General features: G+C 59.0%; 28 protein-coding genes. 14 read left to right on the top strand and 14 right to left on the bottom strand.

Translation table 11 applies throughout. From position 1 onward, the window contains the following. Nucleotides 1–4: 4 nt before the first annotated feature. The 5 genes from gmk to AC30D7_RS00970 all read left to right on the top strand — a co-directional run bounded on the left by gmk (nt 5) and on the right by AC30D7_RS00970 (nt 4,433). Entirely contained in the window at nt 5–625 is a 621-nt protein-coding gene (gene gmk, locus AC30D7_RS00950) for a guanylate kinase (RefSeq protein WP_018927481.1), read from the top strand. A gap of 167 nt (nt 626–792) precedes the next feature. Continuing rightward, on the top strand, nt 793–1,056 hold the full coding sequence (gene rpoZ / locus AC30D7_RS00955; RefSeq protein ID WP_008030604.1) for a DNA-directed RNA polymerase subunit omega: 264 nt from the start codon (nt 793–795) through the stop codon (nt 1,054–1,056). Between the two features lie 57 nt (nt 1,057–1,113). Continuing rightward, nucleotides 1,114–3,219, top strand: coding sequence for a bifunctional GTP diphosphokinase/guanosine-3',5'-bis pyrophosphate 3'-pyrophosphohydrolase (gene spoT, locus AC30D7_RS00960; RefSeq protein ID WP_490132691.1), 2,106 nt, complete (start codon nt 1,114–1,116; stop codon nt 3,217–3,219). A gap of 24 nt (nt 3,220–3,243) precedes the next feature. Continuing rightward, nucleotides 3,244–3,624 carry a RidA family protein gene (locus AC30D7_RS00965; protein ID WP_003177257.1) on the top strand — a complete coding sequence of 127 codons (381 nt, stop codon included), beginning with the start codon at nt 3,244–3,246 and terminating at the stop codon, nt 3,622–3,624. Between the two features lie 68 nt (nt 3,625–3,692). Then, a complete protein-coding gene (locus tag AC30D7_RS00970) occupies nt 3,693–4,433 on the top strand; it encodes a hypothetical protein (RefSeq protein ID WP_490132692.1) in 741 nt (246 codons plus the stop codon). Between the two features lie 140 nt (nt 4,434–4,573). On the opposite strand, the gene AC30D7_RS00975 is transcribed toward AC30D7_RS00970, so the two are convergent. Then, on the bottom strand, nt 4,574–5,431 hold the full coding sequence (locus AC30D7_RS00975; protein ID WP_490132693.1) for an SDR family oxidoreductase: 858 nt from the start codon (nt 5,429–5,431) through the stop codon (nt 4,574–4,576). A 188-nt stretch (nt 5,432–5,619) separates the two neighbouring features. On the opposite strand from AC30D7_RS00975, the gene exbB reads away from it, so the two are divergent. From exbB to AC30D7_RS01015, 8 genes are all read left to right on the top strand, one after another. Next, a complete protein-coding gene (gene exbB / locus AC30D7_RS00980; protein ID WP_490132694.1) occupies nt 5,620–6,570 on the top strand; it encodes a tonB-system energizer ExbB in 951 nt (316 codons plus the stop codon). A gap of 6 nt (nt 6,571–6,576) precedes the next feature. Further along, nucleotides 6,577–7,005: a TonB system transport protein ExbD gene (gene exbD, locus AC30D7_RS00985; RefSeq protein WP_019580461.1), complete on the top strand. Its 429-nt coding sequence runs from the start codon at nt 6,577–6,579 to the stop codon at nt 7,003–7,005. After that, nucleotides 7,002–7,751 carry an energy transducer TonB family protein gene (locus tag AC30D7_RS00990; protein ID WP_490132695.1) on the top strand — a complete coding sequence of 250 codons (750 nt, stop codon included), beginning with the start codon at nt 7,002–7,004 and terminating at the stop codon, nt 7,749–7,751. The genes exbD and AC30D7_RS00990 overlap by 4 nt, the downstream gene beginning before the upstream one ends. Nucleotides 7,752–7,938: 187 nt before the next feature. Continuing rightward, the gene (locus AC30D7_RS00995) at nt 7,939–8,868 is read left to right on the top strand and encodes a hydrogen peroxide-inducible genes activator (protein ID WP_008007618.1); all 930 of its coding nucleotides are present in this window, start codon (nt 7,939–7,941) and stop codon (nt 8,866–8,868) included. Between the two features lie 9 nt (nt 8,869–8,877). After that, complete coding sequence (recG, locus tag AC30D7_RS01000) at nt 8,878–10,953, top strand: ATP-dependent DNA helicase RecG (protein WP_339525939.1); 2,076 nt, start codon at nt 8,878–8,880, stop codon at nt 10,951–10,953. Between the two features lie 78 nt (nt 10,954–11,031). Beyond that, the gene (locus AC30D7_RS01005) at nt 11,032–12,432 is read left to right on the top strand and encodes an aminoacyl-tRNA deacylase and HDOD domain-containing protein (protein WP_490132696.1); all 1,401 of its coding nucleotides are present in this window, start codon (nt 11,032–11,034) and stop codon (nt 12,430–12,432) included. 140 nt (nt 12,433–12,572) lie between these two features. Continuing rightward, complete coding sequence (locus AC30D7_RS01010) at nt 12,573–12,830, top strand: hypothetical protein (protein WP_028939153.1); 258 nt, start codon at nt 12,573–12,575, stop codon at nt 12,828–12,830. After that, complete coding sequence (locus AC30D7_RS01015) at nt 12,827–13,588, top strand: Fic/DOC family protein (protein WP_490132697.1); 762 nt, start codon at nt 12,827–12,829, stop codon at nt 13,586–13,588. The genes AC30D7_RS01010 and AC30D7_RS01015 overlap by 4 nt, the downstream gene beginning before the upstream one ends. A gap of 36 nt (nt 13,589–13,624) precedes the next feature. Here the strand turns inward: AC30D7_RS01015 and AC30D7_RS01020 are convergent, their stop codons facing one another. Further along, on the bottom strand, nt 13,625–14,008 hold the full coding sequence (locus AC30D7_RS01020) for a hypothetical protein (RefSeq protein WP_008007623.1): 384 nt from the start codon (nt 14,006–14,008) through the stop codon (nt 13,625–13,627). 531 nt (nt 14,009–14,539) lie between these two features. Here AC30D7_RS01020 and AC30D7_RS01025 point away from each other — a divergent pair. Beyond that, nucleotides 14,540–14,920 carry a DUF6124 family protein gene (locus tag AC30D7_RS01025; RefSeq protein WP_490132698.1) on the top strand — a complete coding sequence of 127 codons (381 nt, stop codon included), beginning with the start codon at nt 14,540–14,542 and terminating at the stop codon, nt 14,918–14,920. Between the two features lie 64 nt (nt 14,921–14,984). On the opposite strand, the gene AC30D7_RS01030 is transcribed toward AC30D7_RS01025, so the two are convergent. The 12 genes from AC30D7_RS01030 to AC30D7_RS01085 form a co-directional block, all read right to left on the bottom strand. After that, entirely contained in the window at nt 14,985–16,091 is a 1,107-nt protein-coding gene (locus AC30D7_RS01030; protein WP_490132699.1) for a hypothetical protein, read from the bottom strand. Between the two features lie 68 nt (nt 16,092–16,159). After that, entirely contained in the window at nt 16,160–17,158 is a 999-nt protein-coding gene (locus AC30D7_RS01035; RefSeq protein WP_490132700.1) for a hypothetical protein, read from the bottom strand. Between the two features lie 44 nt (nt 17,159–17,202). Further along, nucleotides 17,203–17,958, bottom strand: a complete 756-nt coding sequence (locus AC30D7_RS01040; protein WP_490132833.1) for a lysozyme inhibitor LprI family protein — start codon at nt 17,956–17,958, stop codon at nt 17,203–17,205. A 2-nt stretch (nt 17,959–17,960) separates the two neighbouring features. Continuing rightward, on the bottom strand, nt 17,961–18,806 hold the full coding sequence (locus AC30D7_RS01045; protein WP_490132701.1) for a tetratricopeptide repeat protein: 846 nt from the start codon (nt 18,804–18,806) through the stop codon (nt 17,961–17,963). Continuing rightward, entirely contained in the window at nt 18,793–19,341 is a 549-nt protein-coding gene (locus AC30D7_RS01050; RefSeq protein ID WP_305479391.1) for a hypothetical protein, read from the bottom strand. The genes AC30D7_RS01045 and AC30D7_RS01050 overlap by 14 nt, the downstream gene beginning before the upstream one ends. Before the next feature lie 19 nt (nt 19,342–19,360). Next, nucleotides 19,361–19,492 carry a hypothetical protein gene (locus tag AC30D7_RS01055; RefSeq protein ID WP_256580758.1) on the bottom strand — a complete coding sequence of 44 codons (132 nt, stop codon included), beginning with the start codon at nt 19,490–19,492 and terminating at the stop codon, nt 19,361–19,363. 10 nt (nt 19,493–19,502) lie between these two features. Further along, nucleotides 19,503–19,952 carry a hypothetical protein gene (locus AC30D7_RS01060; RefSeq protein ID WP_490132834.1) on the bottom strand — a complete coding sequence of 150 codons (450 nt, stop codon included), beginning with the start codon at nt 19,950–19,952 and terminating at the stop codon, nt 19,503–19,505. A gap of 76 nt (nt 19,953–20,028) precedes the next feature. Then, entirely contained in the window at nt 20,029–20,772 is a 744-nt protein-coding gene (locus tag AC30D7_RS01065; RefSeq protein ID WP_490132702.1) for a hypothetical protein, read from the bottom strand. A gap of 53 nt (nt 20,773–20,825) precedes the next feature. Then, entirely contained in the window at nt 20,826–23,276 is a 2,451-nt protein-coding gene (locus AC30D7_RS01070) for an alpha/beta hydrolase (protein ID WP_490132703.1), read from the bottom strand. Nucleotides 23,277–23,285: 9 nt separating this feature from the next. Beyond that, entirely contained in the window at nt 23,286–24,728 is a 1,443-nt protein-coding gene (locus AC30D7_RS01075) for a TIGR01777 family oxidoreductase (RefSeq protein ID WP_490132704.1), read from the bottom strand. 8 nt (nt 24,729–24,736) lie between these two features. Next, on the bottom strand, nt 24,737–25,207 hold the full coding sequence (locus AC30D7_RS01080; protein ID WP_490132705.1) for a cell division protein: 471 nt from the start codon (nt 25,205–25,207) through the stop codon (nt 24,737–24,739). Nucleotides 25,208–25,316: 109 nt separating this feature from the next. Beyond that, entirely contained in the window at nt 25,317–26,597 is a 1,281-nt protein-coding gene (locus tag AC30D7_RS01085; protein ID WP_490132835.1) for a hypothetical protein, read from the bottom strand. Between the last annotated feature and the right edge of the window lie 302 nt (nt 26,598–26,899).

Below are 26,899 nucleotides of genomic sequence, written 5' to 3' on the forward strand. Positions count from 1 at the left end.
TGACATGACCCACAGTACCGGCACCCTGTACATCATTTCCGCCCCTTCGGGTGCGGGCAAGAGCAGCTTGGTCAAAGCCCTGACCGACGCTGACCAGGAGATCCGCGTCTCGGTCTCCCACACCACCCGCGCCATGCGCCCCGGTGAAGTGAACGGTGTGAACTATCACTTCGTCGAACGCAGCGAGTTCGTGAAGATGATCGAGCACGGAGATTTCCTCGAGCGCGCCGAAGTGTTCGGCAATCTCTATGGCACTTCGCAAAGCCACCTGCAGCAGACGCTGGACGAAGGCCACGACCTGATTCTGGAAATTGACTGGCAGGGTGCAGAGCAAGTGCGCAAGTTGATGCCCCAGGCCCGCTCGATCTTCATTCTGCCGCCGTCCCTGGAGGCACTGCACCAGCGCCTGACCAATCGCGGCCAGGACAGCGACGAGATCATCGAAGGCCGGATGCGCGAAGCCGTCAGCGAGATGAGCCACTACGTCGACTACGATTACCTGATCATCAACGACAATTTCGCCCACGCGCTGGACGACCTGAAGGCAATTTTCCGCGCCAATCAGCTGCATCAGAAGCGTCAGCAGCAGCGTCATGGCAAATTATTGGCTGAATTGCTCGGCTAATCAGCTCTTCCCAAAACCGCTGCAAGGGCTTTACATTGGCGCTTATAGCGCGTTGAAGAGCCTGGTCAAAAAATCAGCGCTTCCCTAATCGCTGGTGATTTTTTAAACTGTTCAGTCCGCTCGCCCAACCGGGCAGCGCGCATATTGCATTCGCTCCGAGGAATACCATGGCCCGCGTAACCGTTGAAGACTGCCTAGAACACGTGGAAAACCGCTTTGAGCTGGTCATGCTCTCTACCAAGCGTGCCCGTCAACTGGCCACCGGTGGCAAAGAGCCCCTGGTTCAGTGGGAAAACGACAAGCCTACAGTTGTAGCGCTGCGTGAAATCGCTGAAGGCCTGATGAGCTACGAGTTCATCGCCGAGCAGGAAATCGTCCAGGATGAACCGCTGTTCGCAGCGTTCGAGGACGAGTCCAACGAGGCAGTATAAGGTCATGCCTGGTCGACGTAGCACGGCGCGGGGTCATAGCAAACGGCAGGTGTCATCATGCCGAGCATAGACGCCCTCGCCGATCGCTTATCGACCTACCTCGGCAAGGACCAGGTCAACCTGGTCCGCCGAGCGTACTTCTACGCCGAACAAGCCCACGACGGTCAACGCCGCCGCAGCGGTGAGGCGTACGTCACGCATCCTCTTGCGGTGGCGAATATTCTTGCCGACATGCACATGGACCATCAAAGCCTGATGGCCGCAATGCTGCATGACGTGATCGAAGACACCGGTATTGCCAAAGAAGCGCTGCAAGCGCAGTTCGGCGAAACCGTGGCCGAACTGGTCGATGGGGTCAGCAAACTGACCCAGATGAACTTCGAGACCAAAGCCGAAGCCCAAGCCGAAAACTTCCAGAAAATGGCCATGGCCATGGCGCGCGACATTCGCGTGATCCTGGTCAAGCTGGCCGACCGCCTGCACAACATGCGCACCCTGGAAGTGCTGTCGGGCGAAAAGCGCCGGCGAATCGCCAAGGAAACCCTGGAAATCTATGCGCCCATCGCCAACCGGCTGGGCATGCACGCCATCCGCATAGAATTCGAAGACCTCGGTTTCAAGGCCATGCACCCGATGCGTTCCGCGCGGATCAACCAGGCGGTCAAGCGCGCCCGGGGCAACCGCAAGGAAATCGTCAACAAGATCGAAGAGTCCCTCAGCCACTGCCTGGCCATCGACGGCATCCAGGGCGAGGTCAGCGGTCGTCAGAAACACCTCTACGGCATCTACAAGAAAATGCGCGGCAAGCGTCGGGCCTTCAACGAGATCATGGACGTGTATGCGTTCCGGATCATCGTCGACAAGGTCGACACCTGCTATCGCGTGCTGGGTGCTGTGCATAATTTGTACAAACCGTTGCCGGGGCGCTTCAAGGATTACATCGCGATTCCCAAGGCCAACGGCTACCAGTCGCTGCACACCACGCTGTTCGGCATGCACGGTGTACCGATCGAGATCCAGATCCGCACCCGTGAAATGGAAGAGATGGCCAACAACGGCATCGCCGCCCATTGGCTGTACAAATCCAGCGGCGACGAACAGCCCAAAGGCACTCACGCCCGAGCCCGCCAGTGGGTCAAAGGCGTGCTGGAAATGCAGCAGCGGGCCGGCAACTCGCTGGAATTCATCGAGAGCGTGAAGATCGACCTGTTCCCGGACGAGGTCTACGTGTTCACGCCCAAGGGCCGGATCATGGAGCTGCCCAAAGGCTCCACGGCGGTCGACTTCGCTTACGCGGTGCACACCGACGTGGGCAACAGCTGCATTGCCTGCCGGATCAACCGTCGTCTCGCGCCGCTGTCCGAACCGCTGCAAAGCGGCTCCACGGTCGAGATCGTCAGCGCCCCCGGCGCGCGGCCGAACCCGGCGTGGCTCAACTTCGTGGTCACCGGCAAGGCGCGGACCCACATCCGCCATGCGCTGAAACTGCAACGCCGCTCTGAATCCATCAGCCTCGGCGAACGCCTGCTGAACAAGGTACTCAACGGCTTCGACAGCTCCCTGGAAAAAATCCCGGTCGAGCGCGTGCAGTTGATGCTCCACGAATACCGCCTCGAACTGATCGAAGACCTGCTCGAAGACATCGGCCTGGGCAATCGCATGGCTTACGTGGTCGCCCGTCGCCTGCTCGGCGAAGGCGAACAGCTGCCGAGCCCTGAAGGTCCGCTGGCCATTCGTGGCACTGAGGGTCTGGTGCTCAGTTACGCCAAGTGCTGCACACCGATCCCGGGCGACCCGATAGTCGGCCATCTGTCCGCCGGCAAAGGGATGGTGGTGCACCTGGACAACTGCCGCAACATCAGCGAAATCCGCCACAACCCGGAAAAATGCATCCAGCTCTCGTGGGCCAAGGATGTCACCGGCGAATTCAACGTCGAACTGCGCGTCGAACTGGAACACCAGCGCGGCCTGATCGCCCTGCTGGCCAGCAGCGTCAACGCGGCCGACGGCAACATCGAAAAAATCAGCATGGACGAACGCGACGGTCGTATCAGCGTGGTCCAACTGGTGGTCAGCGTGCACGACCGCGTGCACCTGGCCCGCGTGATCAAGAAACTGCGCGCCCTGACCGGGGTCATCCGCATCACCCGCATGCGCGCGTAGCCCACCCTTCACAAGGAGTCATACATGACCAAGACCGTTATCAACAGCGACAAGGCCCCGGCCGCCATCGGTACTTACTCCCAGGCGATCAAGGCTGGCAACACCGTGTACATGTCGGGTCAGATTCCTCTGGACCCAAAAACCATGGAACTGGTCGAAGGCTTCGAAGCCCAGACCGTCCAGGTCTTCGAGAACCTCAAAGCCGTGGCTGAAGCCGCTGGCGGTTCGTTCAAGGACATCGTCAAACTGAACATTTTCCTCACTGACCTGAGCCACTTCGCCAAGGTCAACGAGATCATGGGCAAGTACTTCGACCAGCCTTACCCAGCCCGCGCCGCCATCGGTGTTGCAGCCCTGCCAAAGGGTTCGCAGGTTGAAATGGATGCCATTCTGGTCATCGAGTAATGTGTCCGACGCAGCCTTGCGAGGCTGCGCCGACTGATCTTGTAAAAGGGTTCTGAAAGGATTCCATCATGCGCCATGCGCTAGCTCTCTCGCTGGTCGCCCTACTCCTGGGCGGATGTGCCAGCAACCCTGCCGACCGCGACATCAGCGGCACCTGGATCAATCAGGCGGCGATCGATTCAGCCTCCAAAGGCGGCTCCCTGCGTGAAGCGCTCCAGGCCTATGGCCCGAACCTGGAATGGAACGTCAACACCAGAGCCGGTCAGGCCCGCTACACCAATGGTTTTGAAAACGTCGAAGGTAAGTTGCTGGGTGAAGAGTCCGGCGCCTGGAAAGTCGACTTTTATGGCAGCTCCGCCAGCGAGCTGAAGCGTGATGGCAAGCAACTGCACCAAGTCGCCAGCGAAAACGAACCAGAGCAGCTTTTCGACCGCGCCCAGATCCAGGTCCCGGATGGGGCACCGATCGGTGCCAGCTTTGAGCGTGCGTTGTACTCGGCTTACATGGGCGGCAGCTGGAAAATCATCAACGGCCCAGGCGAAGGTGGCACCGTGCAGTTTCAGGCCGATGGCCAAGTGTCCGGTCTGCCCGGCGCCGACCGTTACGCCCTGTGCCTGACCGGCGATTGCGCATCGATGAGCATCGGCAACGACAACATCTGGCTGCAACTCAATGGTCAGGGCAATACCTGGATCTTCGCCCGCAAAGGCAAGGAACTGGAGCTCTTTCAGGCCGTGAACACCGCCTTGGCAGACGAGATGCCACAGTTTGCCCCCGGCGAGCGCAAGTGGTTGCTCAAAAAGCAGTAACCCGGCCCTAAGGCCAACGCAAAACCCATTGTAGGAGCGAGGCTTGCCCGCGAAGACGGTGTAACAATCAACGTTGATGTTGGATGTTACGACGTCTTCGCGGGCAAGCCTCGCTCCTACAATATTGATGGGCCCGGAAATTAGCAGCGACCTTCAAGAATCGCGGCATAGCCCTCGCGGAAACTCGAATACTTCGGCGCCCAACCCAACGCCTTCGCCCGGGCATTGCTGCAGCGCTTGCTGCCGGCGCGGCGCACACTCGCATCCTCGGCCCATTCGGTCACACCCAAGTACTCACGCAACCAGCCCACCACCTCTGCCATTGGCGCTGGCGCATCGTCGACGCCGATGTAGTCATCATCCAGCACCACCCCACGCCGATCCGCCTCCAGCAGAAACGCCAGCAGCCCCGCCGCGTCATCGACGTGAATGCGGTTGGCGTACAACGGCGGATCGATCGCCACGCGATAACCGCGACGAACCTGAGTCAATAGCCACTCTCGACCCGGACCATAAATACCGGTCAGGCGAACGATGCTGGCCGGAATGCCGCTATTACGCGCCACTTGCTCGGCTTCCAGCATCAAACGCCCCGAATAACCGCCCGCCACCGTCGGCGAGGTTTCATCGACCCACTCACCGTCCTGCTGACCATAAACACTGCTGCTGGAAACGAATAGCAGCCGATTGGGCACTTGCCCGTAGTCGCCCAGCCATTCCAACACGTGCTGCAAACCCTGAACATAAGCGGCGCGGTATCCGGCCTCATCGTGATCGGTAGCTGCCGCGCAATACACCAGGTAATCCACCGCCCCGATTGGCCAGGTCGCCGGGCAGTCTTTATTGAACAAGTCACCGGCAACGCCAATCACCCCTTGGGGTAGGCGTGAGACGTCACGCCGCAAGCCGTGAACCTCCCACCCCGAATTCAACAATTGCGTAGCCAGACGGCTGCCGACATCACCGCAACCGGCGATCAAAACAGTGGGCGCGGACATCAGAAAACTCCCTCAAGAAAGGTACAGACCAGCGCCCGAAATGAATGAGCAGCTAGCAATGGAAGAAAAAAAGAGACGCTATTACTTTTGTTAACAAGAATTAATTGCAATAATGCCAGCCACTTTTGTTCTCGGCCTTACGAGGCCTGGAAGAGCATTTACCCTTTTCTTTCTCAGGTCCGGCCAGCATGACACCCAATCAATTCCCCGCTTCGCCAACCAAACGACCTCGCGCCTGGAGCGCGGTAGCCGCCCTGCTGCTCAGCCTGATGCTGACGCCGGCCGCCGCATTCGCCGATGTACAAGCGCCGGCCACACAGCCTGCTGCCACTCAAACACCAACCGTTCAAACCGCACCTGCCGCGACCGATCCGGCCCAGGCCGTAGACGCCGCTGACATGCCGCAAGTACTCGAAGCCGACAACTCGCTGGGCATGGCCCACGACCTGTCGCCATGGGGCATGTACAAGAACGCCGATATTATCGTGAAAATCGTGATGATCGGCCTGGCCATCGCTTCGATCATCACCTGGACTATCTGGATCGCCAAGGGCTTTGAGCTGATGGGCGCCAAGCGTCGTCTGCGCGATGAAATCGCCCACCTGAAAAAAGCCGCCACCCTTAAAGAAGCCAGCTCGACAGCGGCCAAGGAAGGCACCCTCGCCAATCTGCTGGTCCACGACGCGCTGGAAGAAATGCGCCTGTCGGCCAACAGCCGCGAGAAGGAAGGCATCAAGGAACGCGTGAGCTTCCGCCTCGAGCGTCTGGTTGCCGCCTGCGGTCGCAACATGAGCAGCGGCACCGGCGTGCTGGCCACCATCGGTTCCACCGCACCGTTCGTCGGCCTGTTCGGCACCGTGTGGGGCATCATGAACAGCTTCATCGGCATCGCCAAAACCCAGACCACCAACCTCGCCGTCGTGGCTCCCGGCATCGCCGAAGCCCTGCTGGCGACCGCGCTGGGCCTGGTGGCGGCGATTCCTGCCGTCGTCATCTACAACGTCTTCGCCCGCTCCATCGCCGGTTACAAGGCGCAAGTGTCCGACGCCTCGGCAGAAGTTCTGCTGCTGGTCAGCCGCGACCTCGACCACCAGCCGCCCGAGCGCAGCTCGCATCCGCACATGGTGAAAGTGGGGTAATCGGCCATGGGCCTGCATTTGAAAGAAGGCGCAGACGACGATCTGGCCGAGAACCACGAAATCAACGTCACGCCGTTCATCGATGTGATGCTGGTGCTGTTGATCATCTTCATGGTGGCGGCGCCGCTGGCCACCGTGGACATCAAGGTCGACCTGCCCGCCTCCACCGCCAAACCGGCGCCGAGGCCAGAGAAACCGGTGTTCCTCAGCGTCAAGGCTGACCAGCGCCTGTTCCTCGGCGAAGACGAAGTGAAGGCCGAAGCCCTCGGCGCCACACTCGACGCCAAGACCCAGGGCAAGAAAGACACGACGATCTTCTTCCAGGCCGATAAAGGCGTGGATTACGGTGACCTGATGAGCGTGATGGACGCCCTGCGCGCCGCCGGCTACCTGAAGGTCGGTCTGGTCGGACTCGAGACGGCAGCCAAAAAATGATCAACACGCGCCAAAAGCTGACGCGTTACAGCGGTAGCCTGGCCGTGGTGCTGGGCGTCCATGCGCTGGCCATTGCGCTGGCGCTGAACTGGACGTCACGCCCTCCGATCGAGCTGCCGCCGCAAGCGATGATGGTCGAGCTGGCGCCGATGCCCGCACCACCACCGCCCGCACCGCCGAAGGTGATCACGCCGCCACAGCCGCCGGCGCCGGTGGAAGAACTACCGGTTCCGAAACTCGCTGAAGCGCCGAAGGCCGAGATTGCCGTGCCCAAGCCGGTCAAACCCAAGCCCAAACCGCAACCGCCCAAGCCTGTGGAGAAAAAGCCGGAGCCGCCGAAGGAAAAGCCTTCCGAGGAGAAGCCTAGCGACACGCAGCCAACCCAGGCGCCGACGGAGAAATCCGCTCAGCCGGCTCCCGGTCCATCACCGGCACAGCAAGCGGCTAAAGCTAACTGGCAAGGAACCCTGCTCGCGCACTTGGCCAAGTACAAAGAGTACCCGGCCAGTGCACGGATGCGAGGCAAGGAAGGTTTGAATCGCCTGCGCTTCGTGGTAGATGCCGAAGGTAACGTGTTGTCATTTGAACTGGTGGACCGCTCGGGCACTGCCGACCTGGACCGGGCCACACTGCAAATGATCCGCCGCGCCCAACCGCTGCCCAAGCCACCGGCCGACATGCTGAACAACGGCACCATCGAAATCACTGCACCGTTTGTTTACTCGCTGGAAAAACGCCGACGCTGAAACACCGCCGCTCCCACAGGTTCTTCGGCGACTGCAAAACCTATGAAAGGCACCGAAAGGTGCCTTTTTGCATATCTGGAAACGGCAAACCTGCATTGCCCAGTGTCACTTAGCACACTCAGTCTGATAACGTGCGTCTATCGATTGCAGCCGGTATGCTTGGCCCGCAACTTCATGGACGCTTGCTATGACTCTCACAGAATTACGCTACATCGTTACCCTCGCCCAAGAGCAGCACTTCGGCCACGCGGCCGAGCGTTGCCACGTCAGCCAGCCGACCCTGTCGGTGGGCGTGAAAAAGCTTGAAGACGAACTCGGTGTGCTGATTTTCGAGCGCAGCAAGAGCGCCGTGCGCCTGACCCCGGTGGGCGAAGGCATTGTTGCCCAGGCGCAAAAAGTCCTGGAACAGGCCCAAGGCATCCGCGAACTGGCCCAGGCCGGCAAGAACCAGCTGACTGCACCGCTGAAAGTTGGCGCGATCTACACCGTCGGCCCGTACCTGTTCCCGCACCTGATTCCGCAACTGCACCGGGTCGCCCCGCAGATGCCGTTGTACATCGAAGAAAACTTCACCCACGTGCTGCGCGACAAACTGCGCAACGGCGAGCTCGACGCGATCATCATCGCCCTGCCGTTCAACGAAGCCGACGTGCTGACCTTGCAGCTCTACGACGAGCCGTTCTACGTCCTGATGCCGGCCCAGCATCCGTGGACCCAAAAAGAATCCATCGACGCCGCCCTGCTCAACGACAAGAGCCTGCTGCTGCTCGGTGAAGGCCACTGCTTCCGCGATCAAGTGCTGGAAGCCTGCCCGACCCTGGCCAAAGGCAACGACGGCGCCAAGCACACCACCGTGGAATCCAGCTCGCTGGAAACCATCCGCCACATGGTCGCCTCTGGCCTGGGCATTTCGATCCTGCCGCTGTCGGCGGTGGACAGCCACCACTACGCCCCCGGCGTGATCGAAGTGCGTCCATTGAGTGCGCCGGTGCCGTTCCGCACCGTAGCCATCGCCTGGCGCGCGAGCTTCCCGCGGCCCAAGGCGATTGAAATCCTCGCCGACTCCATTCGCCTGTGCTCGGTGGCCAAGCCGCCAGCGCCGGTGGTGGCCGGTTAAGTCGCTGTCATGACCGAGTTGTCGCAAGTGTCGGTGACGGCACTCAAGGGTGTCGGCGAAGCCATGGCCGAGAAACTGGCCAAGGTCGGTCTGGAGAATCTCCAGGACGTGCTGTTCCACCTGCCGTTGCGCTATCAGGACCGCACCCGCGTGGTCCCGATCGGCCATTTGCGACCCGGGCAAGACGCGGTGATCGAAGGCACCGTCAGCGGCGCCGACGTGGTCATGGGCCGGCGCCGTAGCCTGGTTGTCCGTCTGCAGGACGGCACCGGCGGGCTCAGCCTGCGCTTCTACCATTTCAGCAACGCCCAGAAAGAAGGCCTCAAACGCGGCACGCGTATTCGCTGCTACGGCGAAGCCCGGCCCGGTGCCTCGGGGCTGGAGATCTACCACCCCGAATACCGCGCCATTACCGGCGATGAGCCGCCGCCAGTGGATGAAACCCTGACCCCGGTCTACCCGCTCACCGAAGGCCTGACCCAGCAGCGCTTGCGCCAGTTGTGCATGCAAACCCTGACCCTGCTCGGCCCCAGCAGCCTGCCCGACTGGCTGCCGACCGAACTGGCCCGGGACTATCAACTGGCGCCGCTGGCCGATGCGATCCGCTACCTGCATCACCCGCCCGCCGATGCTGACGTCGATGAGCTCGCCCTCGGTCATCACTGGGCCCAGCACCGCTTGGCCTTTGAAGAGCTGCTGACCCATCAACTGTCCCAGCAACGCCTGCGCGAAAGCATGCGTGCCCTGCGCGCGCCGGCCATGCCCAAAGCCACCAAGCTGCCAGCACAGTATCTGGCCAACCTCGGCTTCACCCCGACCGGCGCCCAGCAACGGGTCGGCAACGAAATCGCTTACGACCTCAGCCAGCACGAACCGATGCTGCGGCTGATTCAGGGCGACGTTGGCGCGGGCAAAACCGTGGTTGCCGCCCTCGCCGCGCTTCAGGCGCTGGAAGCGGGTTATCAGGTCGCACTGATGGCGCCCACCGAAATCCTCGCCGAGCAGCACTTCATCACCTTCAAGCGCTGGCTCGAACCGCTGGGCATCGAAGTTGCGTGGCTGGCGGGCAAGCTCAAGGGCAAAAACCGCGTGGCCGCGCTGGAGCAGATCGCGGGGGGCGCACCGATGGTGGTCGGCACCCACGCATTGTTCCAGGACGAAGTGCAGTTCAAGAACCTGGCGCTGGCGATCATCGACGAACAGCACCGCTTCGGCGTGCAGCAGCGCCTGGCATTGCGGCAGAAAGGCGTCGGCGGGCGGATGTGTCCGCACCAGCTGATCATGACCGCTACGCCGATCCCGCGGACGCTGGCCATGAGCGCCTACGCCGACCTCGACACCTCGATCCTCGACGAACTGCCCCCCGGTCGCACCCCGGTGAACACGGTGCTGGTCACCGACACCCGGCGCGTCGAAGTGATCGAACGGGTGCGCGGCGCTTGTGCCGAGGGCCGTCAGGCCTATTGGGTGTGCACGCTGATCGAAGAGTCGGAAGAGCTGACCTGCCAGGCCGCCGAAACCACATACGAAGACCTCACCGCCGCCCTCGGCGAGTTGAAGGTCGGCCTGATCCACGGCCGCATGAAGCCCGCCGAAAAAGCTGCCGTCATGGCCGAATTCAAGGCCGGCAACCTGCAACTGCTGGTCGCCACCACCGTGATCGAAGTCGGCGTGGACGTGCCCAACGCCAGCCTGATGATCATCGAAAACCCCGAGCGCCTTGGCCTCGCGCAACTGCACCAACTGCGAGGCCGCGTCGGCCGAGGCAGCGCCGTCAGCCATTGCGTGCTGCTTTACCATCCGCCGCTGTCGCAGATTGGCCGTCAGCGGCTGGGCATCATGCGCGAAACCAACGACGGTTTTGTCATCGCCGAAAAAGACCTCGAACTGCGCGGCCCCGGCGAAATGCTCGGCACACGCCAGACTGGCCTGCTGCAATTCAAGGTCGCGGACCTGATGCGCGACGCCGACTTGCTGCCCGCCGTACGCGACGCCGCTCAGGCTTTGCTCGAGCGCTGGCCGGATCACGTCAGCCCGCTGCTCGACCGCTGGCTACGCCATGGGCAGCAATACGGCCAAGTGTGAGCACTGTCGCAGTTTCTGGACCCTGGCCGTAAACAAGCTGGTTATACTCCTGCAATTGTTTGAAAACGGATACAGACCATGACAGAAGCTGCCCTCGCCCCTGAAACCCCGCACGCTCCGTCTGTTATTCGGCTGCTGCTCGGCAAACTGGGCATCGCCTACCAGGAAGTCCTCGACCATCACGGCCTGAACGCCGCGCGCAAAGTGCAGGCGGTTTTGCTGGACGATGCCGTCGGCGCGCTCATGGTGCTGTTTCCGCAAAATCAATTGCTCGACCTCAACCGCCTCGCCGAACTCACTGGCCGCCGGTTGACCGCTGTATCCACCGAACGCCTGGTAAAAATGCTCGGCAAACACAGCCTGAGCCTGCTGCCCGGCCTGCCGGCGCTCACCAGCTCACCGTGCCTGTATGACGAAAGCCTGCTGCGCGAACCGAAGTTGCTGATCAACTCGGGCGAGCCAGGCGTGCTGCTGGAAATCACCAGCGAAGATTTCAAAACCATGCTCACCAAGGCCAGCGCCGGCAACTTCGGCGAAGCCGTGCACAGCATCCGCCCGAACCTCGACCGCCCCGACGATGACCGCGAGGAAATCACCCAGGCCGTGCAAGCGTTCACCGCGCGGCGCATTCAGCAACGCCTGGAAGCGACCATCGAAATTCCGCCACTGGCCGAAACCGCGCAAAAAATCATCAAACTGCGGGTCGACCCCAACGCCACCATCGACGACATCACCGGCGTGGTCGAAACCGACCCAGCCCTGGCCGCGCAAGTCGTCAGCTGGGCGGCGTCGCCGTACTACGCCTCGCCGGGCAAGATTCGTTCAGTGGAAGACGCCATCGTCCGCGTGCTGGGTTTCGACCTGGTGATCAACCTGGCGCTGGGCCTGGCCCTGGGCAAAACCCTGAGCCTGCCCAAAGACCACCCGCAACACACCACGCCGTACTGGCAGCAATCGATCTACACCGCCGCCGTCATCGAAGGCCTGACCCGCGCCATGCCCCGCGCCCAGCGCCCGGAAGCCGGCCTGACCTACCTCGCCGGCCTGCTGCACAACTTCGGCTACCTGCTGCTGGCCCACGTCTTCCCGCCGCACTTCTCGCTGATCTGCCGCCACCTGGAGGTCAACCCGCACCTGTGCCACAGCTACGTGGAACAACACCTGCTGGGCATCAGCCGCGAACAGATCGGCTCATGGCTGATGCGCTACTGGGACATGCCCGAAGAACTGGCCACCGCCCTGCGCTTCCAGCACGACCCAAGCTACGACGGCGACTACGCCGAGTACCCGAACCTCGTATGTTTGGCCGTGCGTTTGCTGCGTAGTCGCGGGATTGGCTCGGGGCCGGATGAAGACATTCCGGATGCCTTGCTGGAGCGCGTAGGCCTGACTCGCGACAAAGCCAACGATGTGGTCAGCAAAGTGCTTGAAGCTGAAGTGCTGCTGCGCGAATTGGCTTCGCAATTTAGCCAGGCCTAAAAGCATCGTCGGATCGCCGCCCGGACCAAGCCACGCAGGATTCAGGTAATCCTTGTGGGAGCGGGCTTGCCCGCGATGAGCCAACGAAGACAGGAAGCAAGCCCGCTGCTATGATTTGACTGCAAATAGAGGGCTTTCCGATGACCCAAACAGCTGCTGTCAGTGTTGCAAGCCAAGTCCGCAAGCTTGCTAAAGACAACAAGGTTACTGCTAGACGTGACGGCATGAGTCGCATGGCCGTGTGCATTACCCGTTTGGCTGGTGATGTCGTCGAGTTGGATGGCATCGAACAGTTGCTCGTCAATCTCAAGAGAAAAGGCGTTCTGAGCAAATCTGAAATCCTGGCGCTCCAAGGGCGCTATCTTCAGGAAAGGCGTGCACAGAAACGTAGCGCATGACTTTTGATCCGTTCGGCGACTTCGAAACTGCTGGATATCTTCAAAACTCGCTGCAACTGAAAGATCCCACTGAAGTAAAAGAGTCAGAGCATCTTTCGTTCGAATTGAGTATCGAAGATGCGCTTACCTATTTGGCTAAGAAGAAGCCAATCGATTACAAGACAGTACTCAAAGTTCACGAAATACTGTTCTCCGGCCTCTATCACTGGGCGGGAAAAGACCGGAACGAGCTTGTCCCTCACCTCGCAGTCTTCAAGGGCTCCCTCGACGATCCCCGCAGCACCGTCTTCGAGCGCCCGGACTCCATCAAAATGTCTGTCGACTATGCGCTTCAGCTAGCAGCTGACAAGAAACGCTTCAGGGACCATCCCGGCGGGGTGATGGGCCAGCTGGCTTTCGCACACCCCTTCCTGGACGGCAATGGGCGCACGATTCTATTAGTCTTCATGGAACTCTGTTATCGGGCCGGGTTCGCCATCGACTGGTCAAGGACAAGCAAAGACGACTATCTGCGGGCACTCAGCGACGAGATCCGAGAGCCTCGCGAAAGGCATCTCGATAATTACCTCAACCCGTTCGTAGTCGAGATATCCAGTCGTGACGAATGGCCAGAGACCATCAGTGGCATCAGAGGCCTGGATGGCCTGGACAAGGAAGACATCACATACGAAAACCTGGACAACCCGCAAGTCCAGCAGATCTACAAGACATACCGGGGCCAGCCACTGGACGCCGGGCCTCCTGAGCCGGAAGGCTGAAGAAGCCGGCTTGTCCTGGCGAACTACCTGAAAGACCTATGCCTTCGGCTTGGCCTTCTTCGGCTTCAAATACTTGGTCAACCCCTGAAACCAGATCACCAGCGCCGGGTTGCCCTTGATCTGAATCGACTTGTCCTGAATCCCCGTCATAAACGCCAGCTGCTTGTTCTTCGCCTGCATCGTGGCAAAGCCATACGCCGCGTCTTTAAAGGCAATCGCAAACGCAGGCTCGGCATACACGCCCGACTTGCTGGTAATGCGCTGGTCCTTCACAAAGAAATGCCGAGCCACCTTCCCGTCCAGGGTCTGTAGCTGAAACACCAACGCCTTGTCACCCAACTGCTGCTGAAACGCAGGATTAGTCCGACTGGCCTTACCCATCAACAAACCCAGCATCCACAGAAGAAAACGAAATTTCATGCGCACAGCCTCAAAAGAAAAATGAACGGCCGGCGCAGTGTAGCGGCTCCAAGCCAGAACGCCACTGTCGGGTTGTGTTAGAAGAAGATGAACCGCTTTTCCCGCATGATGACCGCTAAGTCACGCTTTGCACTTCATTCTGAGGGACCCGACCTACACCTAAAGAAACACATTCCTGTAGGAGCTGCCGAAGGCTGCGATCTTTTGATCTTAATGCCCTCAAACCACTCGGACATTTCCTTCAAAACGCCGGGCTGTCCGTGAACTAGGCGACCTTGGCGTTCACCGATAACCTCTGTTCGTCACCGCAAAATCGGTGACTCGGACGTGCAAGTCCGGAATCGGCACACAATCGGTTATGGCTATTCATTGAGCGTTTTCTTATGCTCCCGAATCGTTATGGCGGCTGTGTGTGGGAGACCTTCGGGTCTGCCGGTTTGCCGATTCCGGTCTTGCACACCTATACACAGCTGCCACCTCATTCGAAGTGCAAGCGAAACGGTGCTAGCTCCTAATATCGGTACTACTCAAATGATCAAGCCAACACCGAATCCCCCAGAAAACCCAGCCACATCCCCCTACGAATCCTTAGATTCCAGAAAACTCCACGAAGCCGCCGAACGCGCCCTCGACCACCATTTCGCCCCACCACCCAAAGAAAAACCCAAGCGCAAAGGCAAACTCTTCACCGTCTCCCCCGACATCGACACCGAAGCCCTCCTGGCCAACGCCTCCGAAGACCTGAAGTCCATCAGCGCCATCGCCGTCGACCTGGCCGACGACATCGAAGGCACCCGCCGCTCAGTCGCCCTGGCGCTCAGCAGAATGGCGGATGGAGTGCAGTTGTTGGTGGAGCGAGCGCTGGATCATATTGATTCGCCGAATCCGGCGGAGCATCGGGCTAAGGCATAAAGGGACCACAGAAAGAGAAAGGGGACGTTGAGTCCCCTTTCTCGATCTTCATTACCAGCCCGGGCTAGCGAAAGTCTTCTGCGCTTTTAGGACGTGACTGCAACCCTTGGAGCGCTGCCCGGTTGATATAAGAATAACTTCCCGCACCGCAACGCTGTCTGAACACAAGCTTGTCATCCTTGAGCACGGTCAGATAACTGACAAAGGCTTGGTTAACGAGATAGGTATAAGGACCAGTTTTGAACTTGATAATGTTCAGGTTCACGCTGCCTTCCGACGCATTCACAACAAAGAACTTGCCCTTGGGCGGTAAGGCACTCTTCGGATAGATCATCTCTATTTTTCCCGGCACGCCATAACGGTACTGAACAGAGCCGGCCGTAGGCTTGCTGTTTCCACGTGCACAAACAGAAACCGTTTTGCCGCCGTCCAACGGACAGCTGAAGTAAATATCTTCGTCATCCGAGCACAACGTTCCATCCTGCCCGCCCTTCAATGGCGCGGTCTCTTGCGAGACGCGCTCCGGCGTTTGTGCGACATCGGCACAATTGGACAGGCACACCAGCTTCGAAAGATCCGGAACATCGCTTTCAGTAAACAGGTACGTCGCAGAACCGTCGCGGTTGCGGGCGTGGTAAACGGGGACGCTGACGGCCAGACCTTTGGCCGATACGGGCACCACAGAATCCTTCCCCGAGACGACCCAGCCTTCGGCACCACCGCACAACTCTTCCAAAGCGGCGTCACTGAAAGGCTCACTACCTGGGTTTGTGAACAGACTGGAGTTTCCTCGGCAGTCATAGCCATGCCAGTACGGCCCCGTCTCAGCCATGTCTATCGAAAAAATATACGCGCCGTCTAGCACCACCCTGCCGTTGTTATAGGTAAAAACCAACCAACGACGCGACTTCGCCTGAGAGTAATTTTCGTTCTCGAGGATGTACCGATCTCCATCTCGATACAGCCAGAAACCATTCAAAGCCCCTGCCGACTCCGCGGTCTCGGACAGTCGCTTCCCGGAGGCGACGTCCACCAGGAAAAAATTGCTATCGAGCCTCAACACGCAATCGCTACCAGCACTCTCGCAGGACTTGAGTGCCGGGAACATCGGTTGCGCAGCCACAGGCAAAGAACAAAGTAGCAACGCCAGCAACAGTAATTTTTTCAACATGCCTCCCTGGTTACAAACTCATTCCTGATCGAACAAAACCCTGCCGCTCGGTAACGCCTCCTGCGTTTTTAAAGCGAATAATCCATCACTTCTTCCAGCCGCCAACATTGCCCACGAACAAACCGGTACTCGAAGACATAGTCGGTATCCGGCTTCTGCAGGATCGCCGTGGCGTTGTTGCTCCGCTCTTCCTTGACGGTCAACGTAAGACCATCGGCCTCTCGTTTCACACGATCCGGGATGATTGGAAACTTGATCTGATCACCACTGACGCTGCGCTTTTCCATCTCAGGCTCGGGATCTCCCGCCACAGTCGTGACCATTTTCAGCGGTTGTTGGACGAAGGCTTTCTGCACGTCTGCGCGTTCGGAGAAAGCTGAGAGGAACGTTAAAAAGTCGGTCGAGGGGCAAGAATCACTGGCCGCGCCACCATCGGCTTGTAGTGTCTTCTGACGGTTGCCCTGACCCAGTTTTGAATCCGCAATCATCTTTGCATCCAAGTCTTCCAAGCGCTTCTTAATGCTCGCCGCATCCTTGTAAGCACACTCGACTTCTACGTCATCTTCCAGATTTAGACCGTCGCGGCAGTTCTGCAACTCAGGGTCTGGCGGGTCACCGCGAAAAAACTGCAAGGACAAGTGATCGCCGTCCTTGAAGAGCGGCAGTTCCAGCACCGAATAGGAATCACCTTCGAAATGGCTGTGCGAGACTTTGTGTTTTGTCAGAACAAACATGGACTTCCCCGCTCGCTCAGGGAATTTGCGCTCGAAGAAGAACACCGAGGCAATTTGTTCGCCTTCGACCTTCCACACATAATTCAGCGAAGGCTTCACCGCATTCATGGGTGCGTAGAAAATTTCAGCATCAGGCACATGCACGCCCCCAACCTGACCTTTAAGGTTGTTCTTCAAAAAGAACACCGTGATCTTTTGATCACCCAACGAAGCAACCACCGGCGGATGCAGCTCGCCTATGGTTTGTAGGTCACTTGCCGATGCCGGTTGAGCCGCCAAACCGACCATGCATCCGAGCGCAGCAATAAAACTTAAGAGCCTGGCCAATTCCACCCACTTCCCTGTTGATCAATTTTCAAATGTTTACACTGATGGTTTCACGCTGCCTCAGGTGCGCCGCACTTCAGTTCTTTGATTTGCTCATTCTGAATCGGAATCACGCAGGCGAGACGCTTCTCTCCGTCCCCACGAAGCTCGAACAAGCTGAGCGTCAGGTGTAAACCATCGGCAGAAAATGCATGATCCTCAAACAACGCACTGGCATAGCCATCCCAAAACGATTTGCCGTCAAAACTGCAAAACCGCTTGGAGGAAAGCACTCTCCAACCGCCGTTAGGCGCCAAAATCTGAACCGTCAAACAAGGGCTGCCAAAGGTGCTGACATAACGCGCTACGACATCGCCGAAGCGCTGGGAGCCGGACAGGAACACCTTGTTGAGATCAACCACATTACCCGGCTCATCAGCGACGATAGTGTCCAGATAAGCCGCACGCTCCAGGCTCATTCTGGCCACGCAGTTGTTGATAGTCGTAACATGCAGCGCCACACCGGGCTCGCTTTCCGTGGCTTCGAGCGGGCACGTGGTGTCGCGCAGCTTGATCCACGCGCGCTGGGCCTCTCTGGCCATCGCCATCAACGCCTTGCCCTGTTCAGGGTCGCGCCGCTGCTGAGACTCGAACCGCGCTAGCAGTTTCTTGTAACTAGCATTGAGCTGTGCGTCGGCTTCTTTGCGTGCCGCTTCCACGCACAGATCGATCTGCCAGCTCACGGTGGTCTCTTTGCATTCGTCCTTGGCCATCGCGATGGAGGCAAACAGGCATCCAAAGGACAACGCGATACAGCGCACAAACATATTCAATTTTTCATTCCCTGAATTACAGATCGCTCAACTACACGTTGCGGAATTTTCTGCGCCTTGCCGTCGGCGCTCATTGCGTCGCGGTATTGGCTGTAATATCGCTGCGCTTCGTCTTCGCGACCAAGGCGCCACAGTGAATCGGCGATGTTCAACATCAACACTGTGCGTTTACCGAGCGCCTCAACGCCTCGATAAAATTTCAGTGCAAGCTCATCGTTACCACCCTCGGCCAAGTAGAAACCCAAGTCATTGAACGCCTGAACATTACGCGCCGGTGGATGACACGCCATGTAGGACTCCGGACTCAAAAAGCTCAGGCTCCATTCGATGGATTCCGCGCGGGACTGCGCCGGCTCGATGTCCACGACATGCCTCAACAAGTCCTTTGGGGGCTTCGTCTCCAGGACGGGATTGAACACTTCACCGTCGTTGGAAACCCACTGATTGCCCACCCATTTACCGACACAAAAACTGGCAGAACGCTCAGCCAGCACGCAACCGGTCTCCATCGAGATCACATCGCAATGCTGTTGCGACACCAGTTTTTCTTCACCACTCTCGACCGACAACATGCCGAAGCTCACCGGGTCGAGCAACAAGGTTTTCTTGTCAGGACTGAGCCAACCGGAGTGCCCATCAGCACCAACGTCGATGCTGAAGAGCGGGAACGTTTTACCACTTGCGGTGAACCAAGCAGTCGCCGACTCCACACCGGGCATCGTCCATTCTGTCGCCCGAAACGTCACTGCGTGCCCGCCGACACCGACTATTGGCAGGTCTTCGGCAAAGGCTCTGGCGGCAAACAGGCTGCCGAACATCAATACCCACTTAAGGCTGGCCATAAACGATCCTTTTCACTGCAGGGCTTTCCGATTGCAGTTGTCTCTTCGTGACGCCATAAGCCTCGATGAGCCCCTCCCAAGAACCTTTCGAACCAAACGACCGATAGCTATTGCTGTAGCTGTAATGCTCTAACCGTCCGGCCGTGGAGTAATAACCGCGCCATTCAGGGCAGGATCCGCACCCGCCATAACCGCCGATTGAAACCAGGCTGCCCGTGGTTCCTTTCACACAATCCATCGCCACTACCACGTTACTCAGCATCTTCGTCTTCGCACCGTCGGACGTGAGCTGTGAAACTTTGTCGATGTTGCGCCGAAGCACTTTGCCGCCGATGTTGATTGTCTGGTCGGAGCAGACCGGGATTACGTGGGTTTCAGTGTCCTGCACCGTCACGGATCGACAGGACGACACCAACACCACTTCAACGCCGTCACACTGCATGACATCGCGTTGGGTGTAGGCATCCGAAGGCGCGGCGAAGGCTGGAAACGAGAGCAGCAGCGAAAGGCTGCCCGCGAGAAGACGCTGATTCATGGAAAATTCCCTTTCACCGTTAACTGGGCTGTTTTTTTGCGAGGCACTTTGCATAGCCGTCGGCTCCTGCTTCGGCGGTTACCGGGATGGCGTAGGCGAGGGGCAAAAGTAAAAGAGCATTCAGCGTGGGCTGAATGAAAAAACGGTTCATCCAATCATCCTTAATCAAGCGGCGGTGATTCCGCGTCAGTGATCGTCAGCAGCCGAAACTCATTGTTCACAAACTCGTAGTAACGATCCCGGTAACGACTTTCCAACCGATTGCCTTGCGCGTCTTCTTCGCCATCGAGCGCGAGGCCGGAAATGAAGATCAAGCGGCTATCGGGCTGGTAGGCCATATCGAAAGTGCTGCCGTCGTATGCGTTCGGCAGCCCGACGACAACGTCCCCCGTACGCGCATCCAGCACTTCGCCGCAAATGGCGCTGCCGCCACAACCGAGCCTGTACAGGATGTAATGACCGGCGAAATTGACCTTGCCTTTCAGAGCCCGCGCTCGTGCTTGATCCATCATCGCGTTGCCGTTTTCTTGCGGTACCGGTTCATGGTTGGCGCTGGTGAACACTGGGGTGACGGTGTAGTCCTTGAAGTCCGGGTCGGCGGCGAAAGCCATGGACGTGGCAATGGCCAAGAGGCCTCCGAGTAGAACTGAACATCCTTTCACGCTGTAACTCCGTATATGGGGTACATCATTGGGCTGCTTTCTCAAAAACAATACTGCGCACCGCTGTTTTGATTTGTTCAAACCCTTCGGCGCTGATAGCCAAAGGAGTGGATGAGCCTGACTCTGCTGAGCCGATCAGTACGCTTTCGCCCCTGAGCAAGCAGAAAGCAACGCGAGTGATGTGACGTCGTGACTTGTCATGGAAACCGAAGATGAACCCAGATGACTTCTCCCCACCCAGTGCCTCGAAGGTGTAGCTTTTCTTGGGGCCCGCCAGCGACGTGGGCTCCCAACCGTGATCGGTCAGGGTCGCCGGGCATCTGCGGTCGTTGTCATCACGTAGGACTTGCAGCGCGATGGAGTCCTCTTCCGGGGGCTTCCGGGCCGTGAGCCGGGAGAAGCTGTCAGCGTTTTCACACATCACGCCAAACCACGGCTGACTCAGGTTGCCGGACTTCTCGAAATGCCAGTCATAACCGCTCGACGTTTCCGCCTGCCATAAACCAGGCGCGCGGGCCCCAGCGGGCAGTTGTTTACCCGCGACAAACACCAGATAAAAGCGATCGAACGTCAGCCATTGGTCTTGCAACAACGGCATGGAGAACCGACACGTATCCAGCTCGATAACAGCCTCGGTCGGACCGTGTGCAACCGCCGACTGGCCTGACTCACCGCCGACCACCACGGCATCGGCGGCGAGAGCTGTATGCGTCAGCGCAACCCAGCCAAGTAGCGAACCCCGCAGCCATGAAGACTTGATTAAGCCCATCAACCGACATCCCTGTGCATAACGTTATCGACGACTGCTCAACAGCAGTCGGTTCATCCTTTGTTCGCTGGAATGATCAACTTCAACTCACCATCGCGGTACACCACCTCACACCCCAGCCACGCCGGATCAACCTGCGGCATCACCGCCGAGGGCTTGCGCAGTTCACGCAACAGCGTCGAGCCGTGAGACAACCGCCCGCCCATTCGCGCAATCACCGCCCGCGCAGCCTGATAGTGGGCATGACGCCCCGGATCGAGGGTGTCTTCCAGCAAGATGTCAGCGCCAAGAATGCCCCGCACCTGCCCCGGATAAATCATGAACCCGGTCGCCTGCTCCGTGCCTTCGCGACCGTCCTGCCAGAAGCTGCCGTCGCGGGTACGAACGTCGGGATGCGGCGCAAACCAATGCTCGCGATCTGCCAGCGGCATGGCGTGATGGAGGCGGAAGAAGATCCGCATGAGATTGTCGCGATACCACTCACGCACTTGCAGGTAGTAGCCGCGCAGGCCCGGCAGGCCAGTTGAATGGGCTAAGCGGATAAACCCCGGCCACTGCGGGAAGGCCTGCAACGGCAGGTCGGTTGGTGCCGGGCGCGGTGTGGCGGGATCGGTTTCCCACGGCAGACGATGTGGGCTGTGTTCAAGGTCGTCATAAGCCGTCGGTGGCCGTCCCAACAGGTCGCCGCCGCTGCTGGCCAGTGAGGTGGCGATGCACAGATTGCCTTGCACCACGAACACATAAAATCGGGTGAACCAGTCGGCCAGTTGCCGGCCGTCGGCGCCTTGGGTGGTGAGCTCGGACAGCTCACCGTCGAAGCGCCGCAAGCCATGCTCAAGGCTCAGCAAATGCCCGCGAGCAACGCGCTGCATACGCAGGAATAACGGTAGCGAATGTAACATCCGTAGCGGTCGCCAAGGCAGATACGGAGTCGCGCCACCGACTTCGCCGGCGTAGCTGCTGGCAGAGATGCCCCAGTCTGCGAGTCGTGCGAGAAACAAATCGTTGTTGATGTACGAGGCGCCGCTAAACACCGCCGTGAACGGTTCGTTGTCCTGCAACACCCGCGAATCCCAACGCGCCATGATCGCTGGAATACTCGCCGCTGCACGCCGTTGGGCGTACTCCACCAAAGTGCTGGGTTGGGGCGGCAGGATCTCGGCGATGTTGGCGGCAGTCAGGTGCCGACGCCAGCCGTAATCGCTGATCGGCCGGTATTGCAGCAACCATAGTTGTTGGCCATCCCAGGCCCATTCGACGTCGCCAGGCACGTAATGGAAGACTCGCAACACGTCTTGCAGAAAACGCCACAACAGGTCCGCTGTCAGGCCGTGGGAAGGTTTGAAAGTATCGCTGCCCCAAGAGTCGCCGAGGCGGGAAAGGATCGCCCGCTCGGGGCTCACCCGACCATCGGCCAACGACTCAAGATGACCTTCGACCCATTCCAGTTCCACCGACAGATGTCGCACAAAAGCGATCCCGGACAACTGCGGTGTGATGAAGCGTTGCACCACCACTTCTTCCACACCTGCCGCGCTCAGCTCGGCAATGCGCGCAGGCACGTTGGGCGTCGGTTCCCGCAGGAATGTGGTGCTCAGCCCGGCGTTCGCCGCATCGGCTTGATCCTCGCCATAACTGGAGGAGCGCACCGCCCACGTGGCGTCCGGTTGGCTCGCGAGAAACGCCGGCAGACGTTCATCGTGACAATCATTGAGTGACAGCGCCGGCGGCACAGCTTGCCCGGCCAACTCGACCAGACGCAAGCGCCCGCCCTTGGTATGCGCGACGAACCCACGCTCGCCCGACTCCAGCCACGCAGCGAATTCGGCCGGCGAGTCGACCCACGGGTAATGACCCCAACCGGGTTTCAGGCTGATGGTCAAATCGGCGCGGGCAAGAATGGCTGACCATGCTGCGGCCTGAGCGATGCCCAGCACATTGTCCTGATCGCCCCAGACCAGCTCGACCGGATCAGTGATCCACTCCAGCAGCGGCAACGCGGTGTCTGCTCGCACCAAGTCCCAGTGCGGCACAAACGCGCGGCAGCGGGCATACCCGGCGCCCATGCGCTGGTATTGCGCGGGTGTCCAAGTCTGATTGGAGAACTTGTGTTTAAAAAGCGCTGGTTTGTTCGCCAGCAACCAGTGAATGGTCTTGCGAATCGGCAGCGGCGACATCAACGCTGGCAGCCGTCGTTGCCACAAGAACGCCCCGACTGGCGCGAGCAACACACTGCGGCAAAAGTGCCCCGGCTGACGTTGCAGCGCATGCAACACCAGCAACGCATTCACCCCGACCGCCATGATCGCGCTGCCCTGCACCGTCATCGCGAGCAACGCTTGAGCGTACGCCGCGAGGTCTTCGCAGGGTGCCTGTGAATTGTTGCCAAAGCCCGGCAACTCCAGCGGCACCACCTGATAGCGCTGAAAGTGCGGCAGCGCATCATCCCACCAATCGGCGGCGCTACCGTTGCCGGCCAGCAGGTACATCAGGGGCTTGCTCATGAACAATCCTCAGGCCAGATCGCGCAGGGCGGCGTCGAGGGTTGGATAGCGGAACGTGTAGCCCGCCTCGCTCAAACGCTCGGGCACCACACGCTGGCCGTCGAAAAACAGTTGAGCCATTTCCCCCGCCAGTGCGCGCACCGGTGCCGCCGGAATGTGAAACCACACCGGACGCTTCAAGACCTTGCCGACCTGCTCGGCAAACGCTGCCTGACTGACCGTATCCGGCGCCACCAAGTTGTAAGTGCCGCTCAAGCTCTCATCATCGAATGCGCGTGCGATCACTTGAATCACATCGTCGCGATGCACCCAGCTCATGATCTGCTGACCATCGCCCATGCGTCCGCCAAAGCCCAGGCGAAACGGAATCAGCAACGGCAACAACGCACCGCCCGGCCCGAACACCACGCCGAGGCGCATCACCACCTGACGCACACCGAACTCAGTGGCCGGTTGCGCGGCCGTTTCCCATTGCGCGCAGAGTTCGGCCATGAAGCCATCGCCCCTGGTCGATGTTTCATCGAGACGTTCGCTGGCATCGCGCACGCCGTAGAAACCAATGGCCGACGCCTGAATCCACAGCGCCGGTTTATGCGTGGCATTTTTCAGCCAAGTCATCAGCGCTTCGGTGGTATTGACGCGACTGGCGATCAGTTGCGCCTGACGCTTGGCGCTCCAACGCGGACCAGCAACCGGCGCCCCCGCCAGGTTGATCACCACGTCGAAGGTTTCGTTGTAACCGAGTTTGCTCAGCGAGCGCAGGCAACGGGCGCGGCCGTCGAACAGGTACGCGGCTTTCAAAGGATCGCGAGCCAGCACGCTGACGGTGTGGCCGGCGTCGAGCAATTGATTGACCAAGGCTTCACCAATAAACCCGGTGCCACCGGTCACCAGTACCCGTTTGTAAGCTCCGCCAGCGAACGGGTTAGACGGCTTACCTTCGCGCTGCATGCGCAACGCCGCCAATCCGTCACGAATACCCGAAGCCGTAACGCCGATAGCGAACAGCGTCAGCAACCAGCCACGCCAGCCGAAATCGATAGCGCTCAGGCCGGTAGGCAAACTCGCCCACTGCGCCAATTGCCCCCCGTACAGAGCAAAGAAAGCCCCGCCGTTCACCGCCAGCACGGTATGCATGATGCGCTCGATGGCCGGCAACTTGCGGCTGCGGTCCTCGACCACGAAGTCCCACAGCGTCAGGCCGATCTCCAGCGCGAACAGCAGCGCAATCACAATCGCCCACGTGCCGTGGAATGCCAGATGCGCCATGCCCAGAAACAGAATCCCGTAGAAACACGAGCGCATCGCGTGGATCGACAACTCCAGCCGGGCACTATGACGATACGGCAACGCCACCGTCAGTTCGTGGTGATACAGGGTATCGAGCGCCCCCAGGCAGGCCTGGGCAATCAGCAGAGCAATCGCCCAATCCAGGAGAGAAAAGTCAGGCATGGTTGGCATCACTCGGTGTGTGTTGAGGTGGAGGTGCGGCGGTCGTGGCGATACAGCCAGATCAGCGGAGGCAGTAAAGTGAGCAGCGCGAAGCTGTCGAACCACAGATGCGACCAGACCTGCGCCTGGAGGGAAATCAACATGTCCTGCGGCGCCCAGAGCACGATGCCGGCAATCAACCAGCCCCATGCCATAGGGGTTTTAAGACGATGGCCGAAGTGCACGAGGGCGAGCATGTAGAGGGAATAGCTTTGCAGCGTGGCGCCGAATAGGGAGAGCCACCAGACTTGTTGCGCGCGGGCGGCGGTGGGTACGGTGTCGGCCAACCAGAAGGCTTTTTCGATAGTTTGCAGATAGCCGTCGAGCAAACCGGAATGGCCGGCCCAGGTCAGCAGGATGCTGACGAGCAGATGCGCCAGTGCGGCGGCGTATAGCCAAACGACCAGGGCTTGGCGAAGGGTATTTGAGGGGACTGGCATTCCGTGTCCTGAGGTCTTCCTTGAGGGGCGCAAGTCTAAAGGAAATCGGGAGATTTAGTGATTAATCACGGGACCGGTCTCGCCTCTAAAATTTCTAATAGAAAATCGACTAACAACCATCGGCATCGTTGCATTGAACCCAGCCCCGAATTTCCTTTCCTTTGGGGGTTTTAAACATGATTTGCAGCCACCCGGCCTCAACCCCTTCCTGCAACACCGAGTCGCCCTTGATCAAATACATTTTCGTCATGTCCGCCAAAACGGGCGAACTGTGAATCGAGGTCTTTTTGTTAATCGTGAGCGTCACCCTGTCCCCCGCTGCCCAGCGTTTATAGGCGGCAGAATTGAGTTTGGCGACGATCCCCTCAGCGGTTTTATAAGGGAACGTGTAGATCAACTCCGACGACTCGGAATCGCGCGCAATATCGCCGCCATTACCAAAATAATTCGACAGCCGCTCATCTCTCACATAACCCGCCGCCGTACGGGAATACGCATGAGTGGTGTAATACTCGCCCAAATAATTAACGCCCGTATCAGCTCTGATTCCGACCGCATGAATGACGAATAGCATCGGCTCGGCTTCGGGTTCAGCCTGCGCAAAGAAAGCCGCTTGCACTCGTCCAGTGGCCGCCAAAAATGGCAGGCCGCCTATGTTCTTATTTGTACCATCGGCACAATTTACATAATCGACGTTGATGGCGACGTCATCGGCGTCTTGGGATTCGTCTTCGGGCAGTTTGGCGTGGTTGAAAACGATAGAGCCCGAGTCTGTGTTGAGCGCTGGGAATGCTTCACTTTTTGGGGGTTCGCAGGTGATCCTGGAAAGGATCTTTTTCAGGCTTGATCTCTCGCTTTCATAAAAAGTATTGCACTGAGAAACAACGACAAAGCCCTGTGCTGTTTCTGCTTGAAGTGTGTTGCAGATTAATCCGAACCCTTCAACACCGCCCGGCCCAGGATAAATGACGTTTTTCATGTCCAGCAGCTTCCAGCCTTGCTGCTGCATCGACGCTTTGGCTGTCGCCGTAGCGTCCGAAAACTCCATGATTGATTCAGCATCAGGCAGTTCGATCAGCTTGTTGTAGCGCCGTGTATTGTCGATTCCGACAACCGCCAAAATGTCCTGCAGATTTTTCCCAGTGACAATGACAGTGGGGAGACTATCGAAGTTGTTGGCGTAGTCCGGCTGGTTACGGGGTACAAGCTTGAGTACGTTCACGCCCCCTTCCTGAACGCAGCTTGCAACCTTCAGTTCTGTTTGAGGCACGTCGAACGGGCAAGGTTGATCTTCAGCGAACGCATCCGTGCCGCCAAGGAACAGGCTCAGAACAACGGCGCCCATCAGCGCCGCCGTGAAGCCGTATCCTTTTTTAAAAATACAATCCATGTTGATCACTCAAAAAACCTACGGTTTAAACGGCTCAGGTGTCGTGTTTAAAAACGCTCAATCATCCGCCTACGTAGACGTCGACACCATCGGACATTTCCTTCAACACGCCGGGCTGTTCATGAACTATCCAGCGCTCGCGCTCATCGATAACCTCTGTTCGTCACCGCAAAATCGGTGACACGGACGTGCAAGTCCGGCGGGATACACAATGGTTATGGCAATTCATCGAGCATTTTTCTATGCTCGCGAACCGTTATGGCGGCTGTGTATGGGAGACCTTCGGGTCTGCCGGGTAATCC

This window comes from Pseudomonas sp. DF5 (assembly GCF_058148225.1).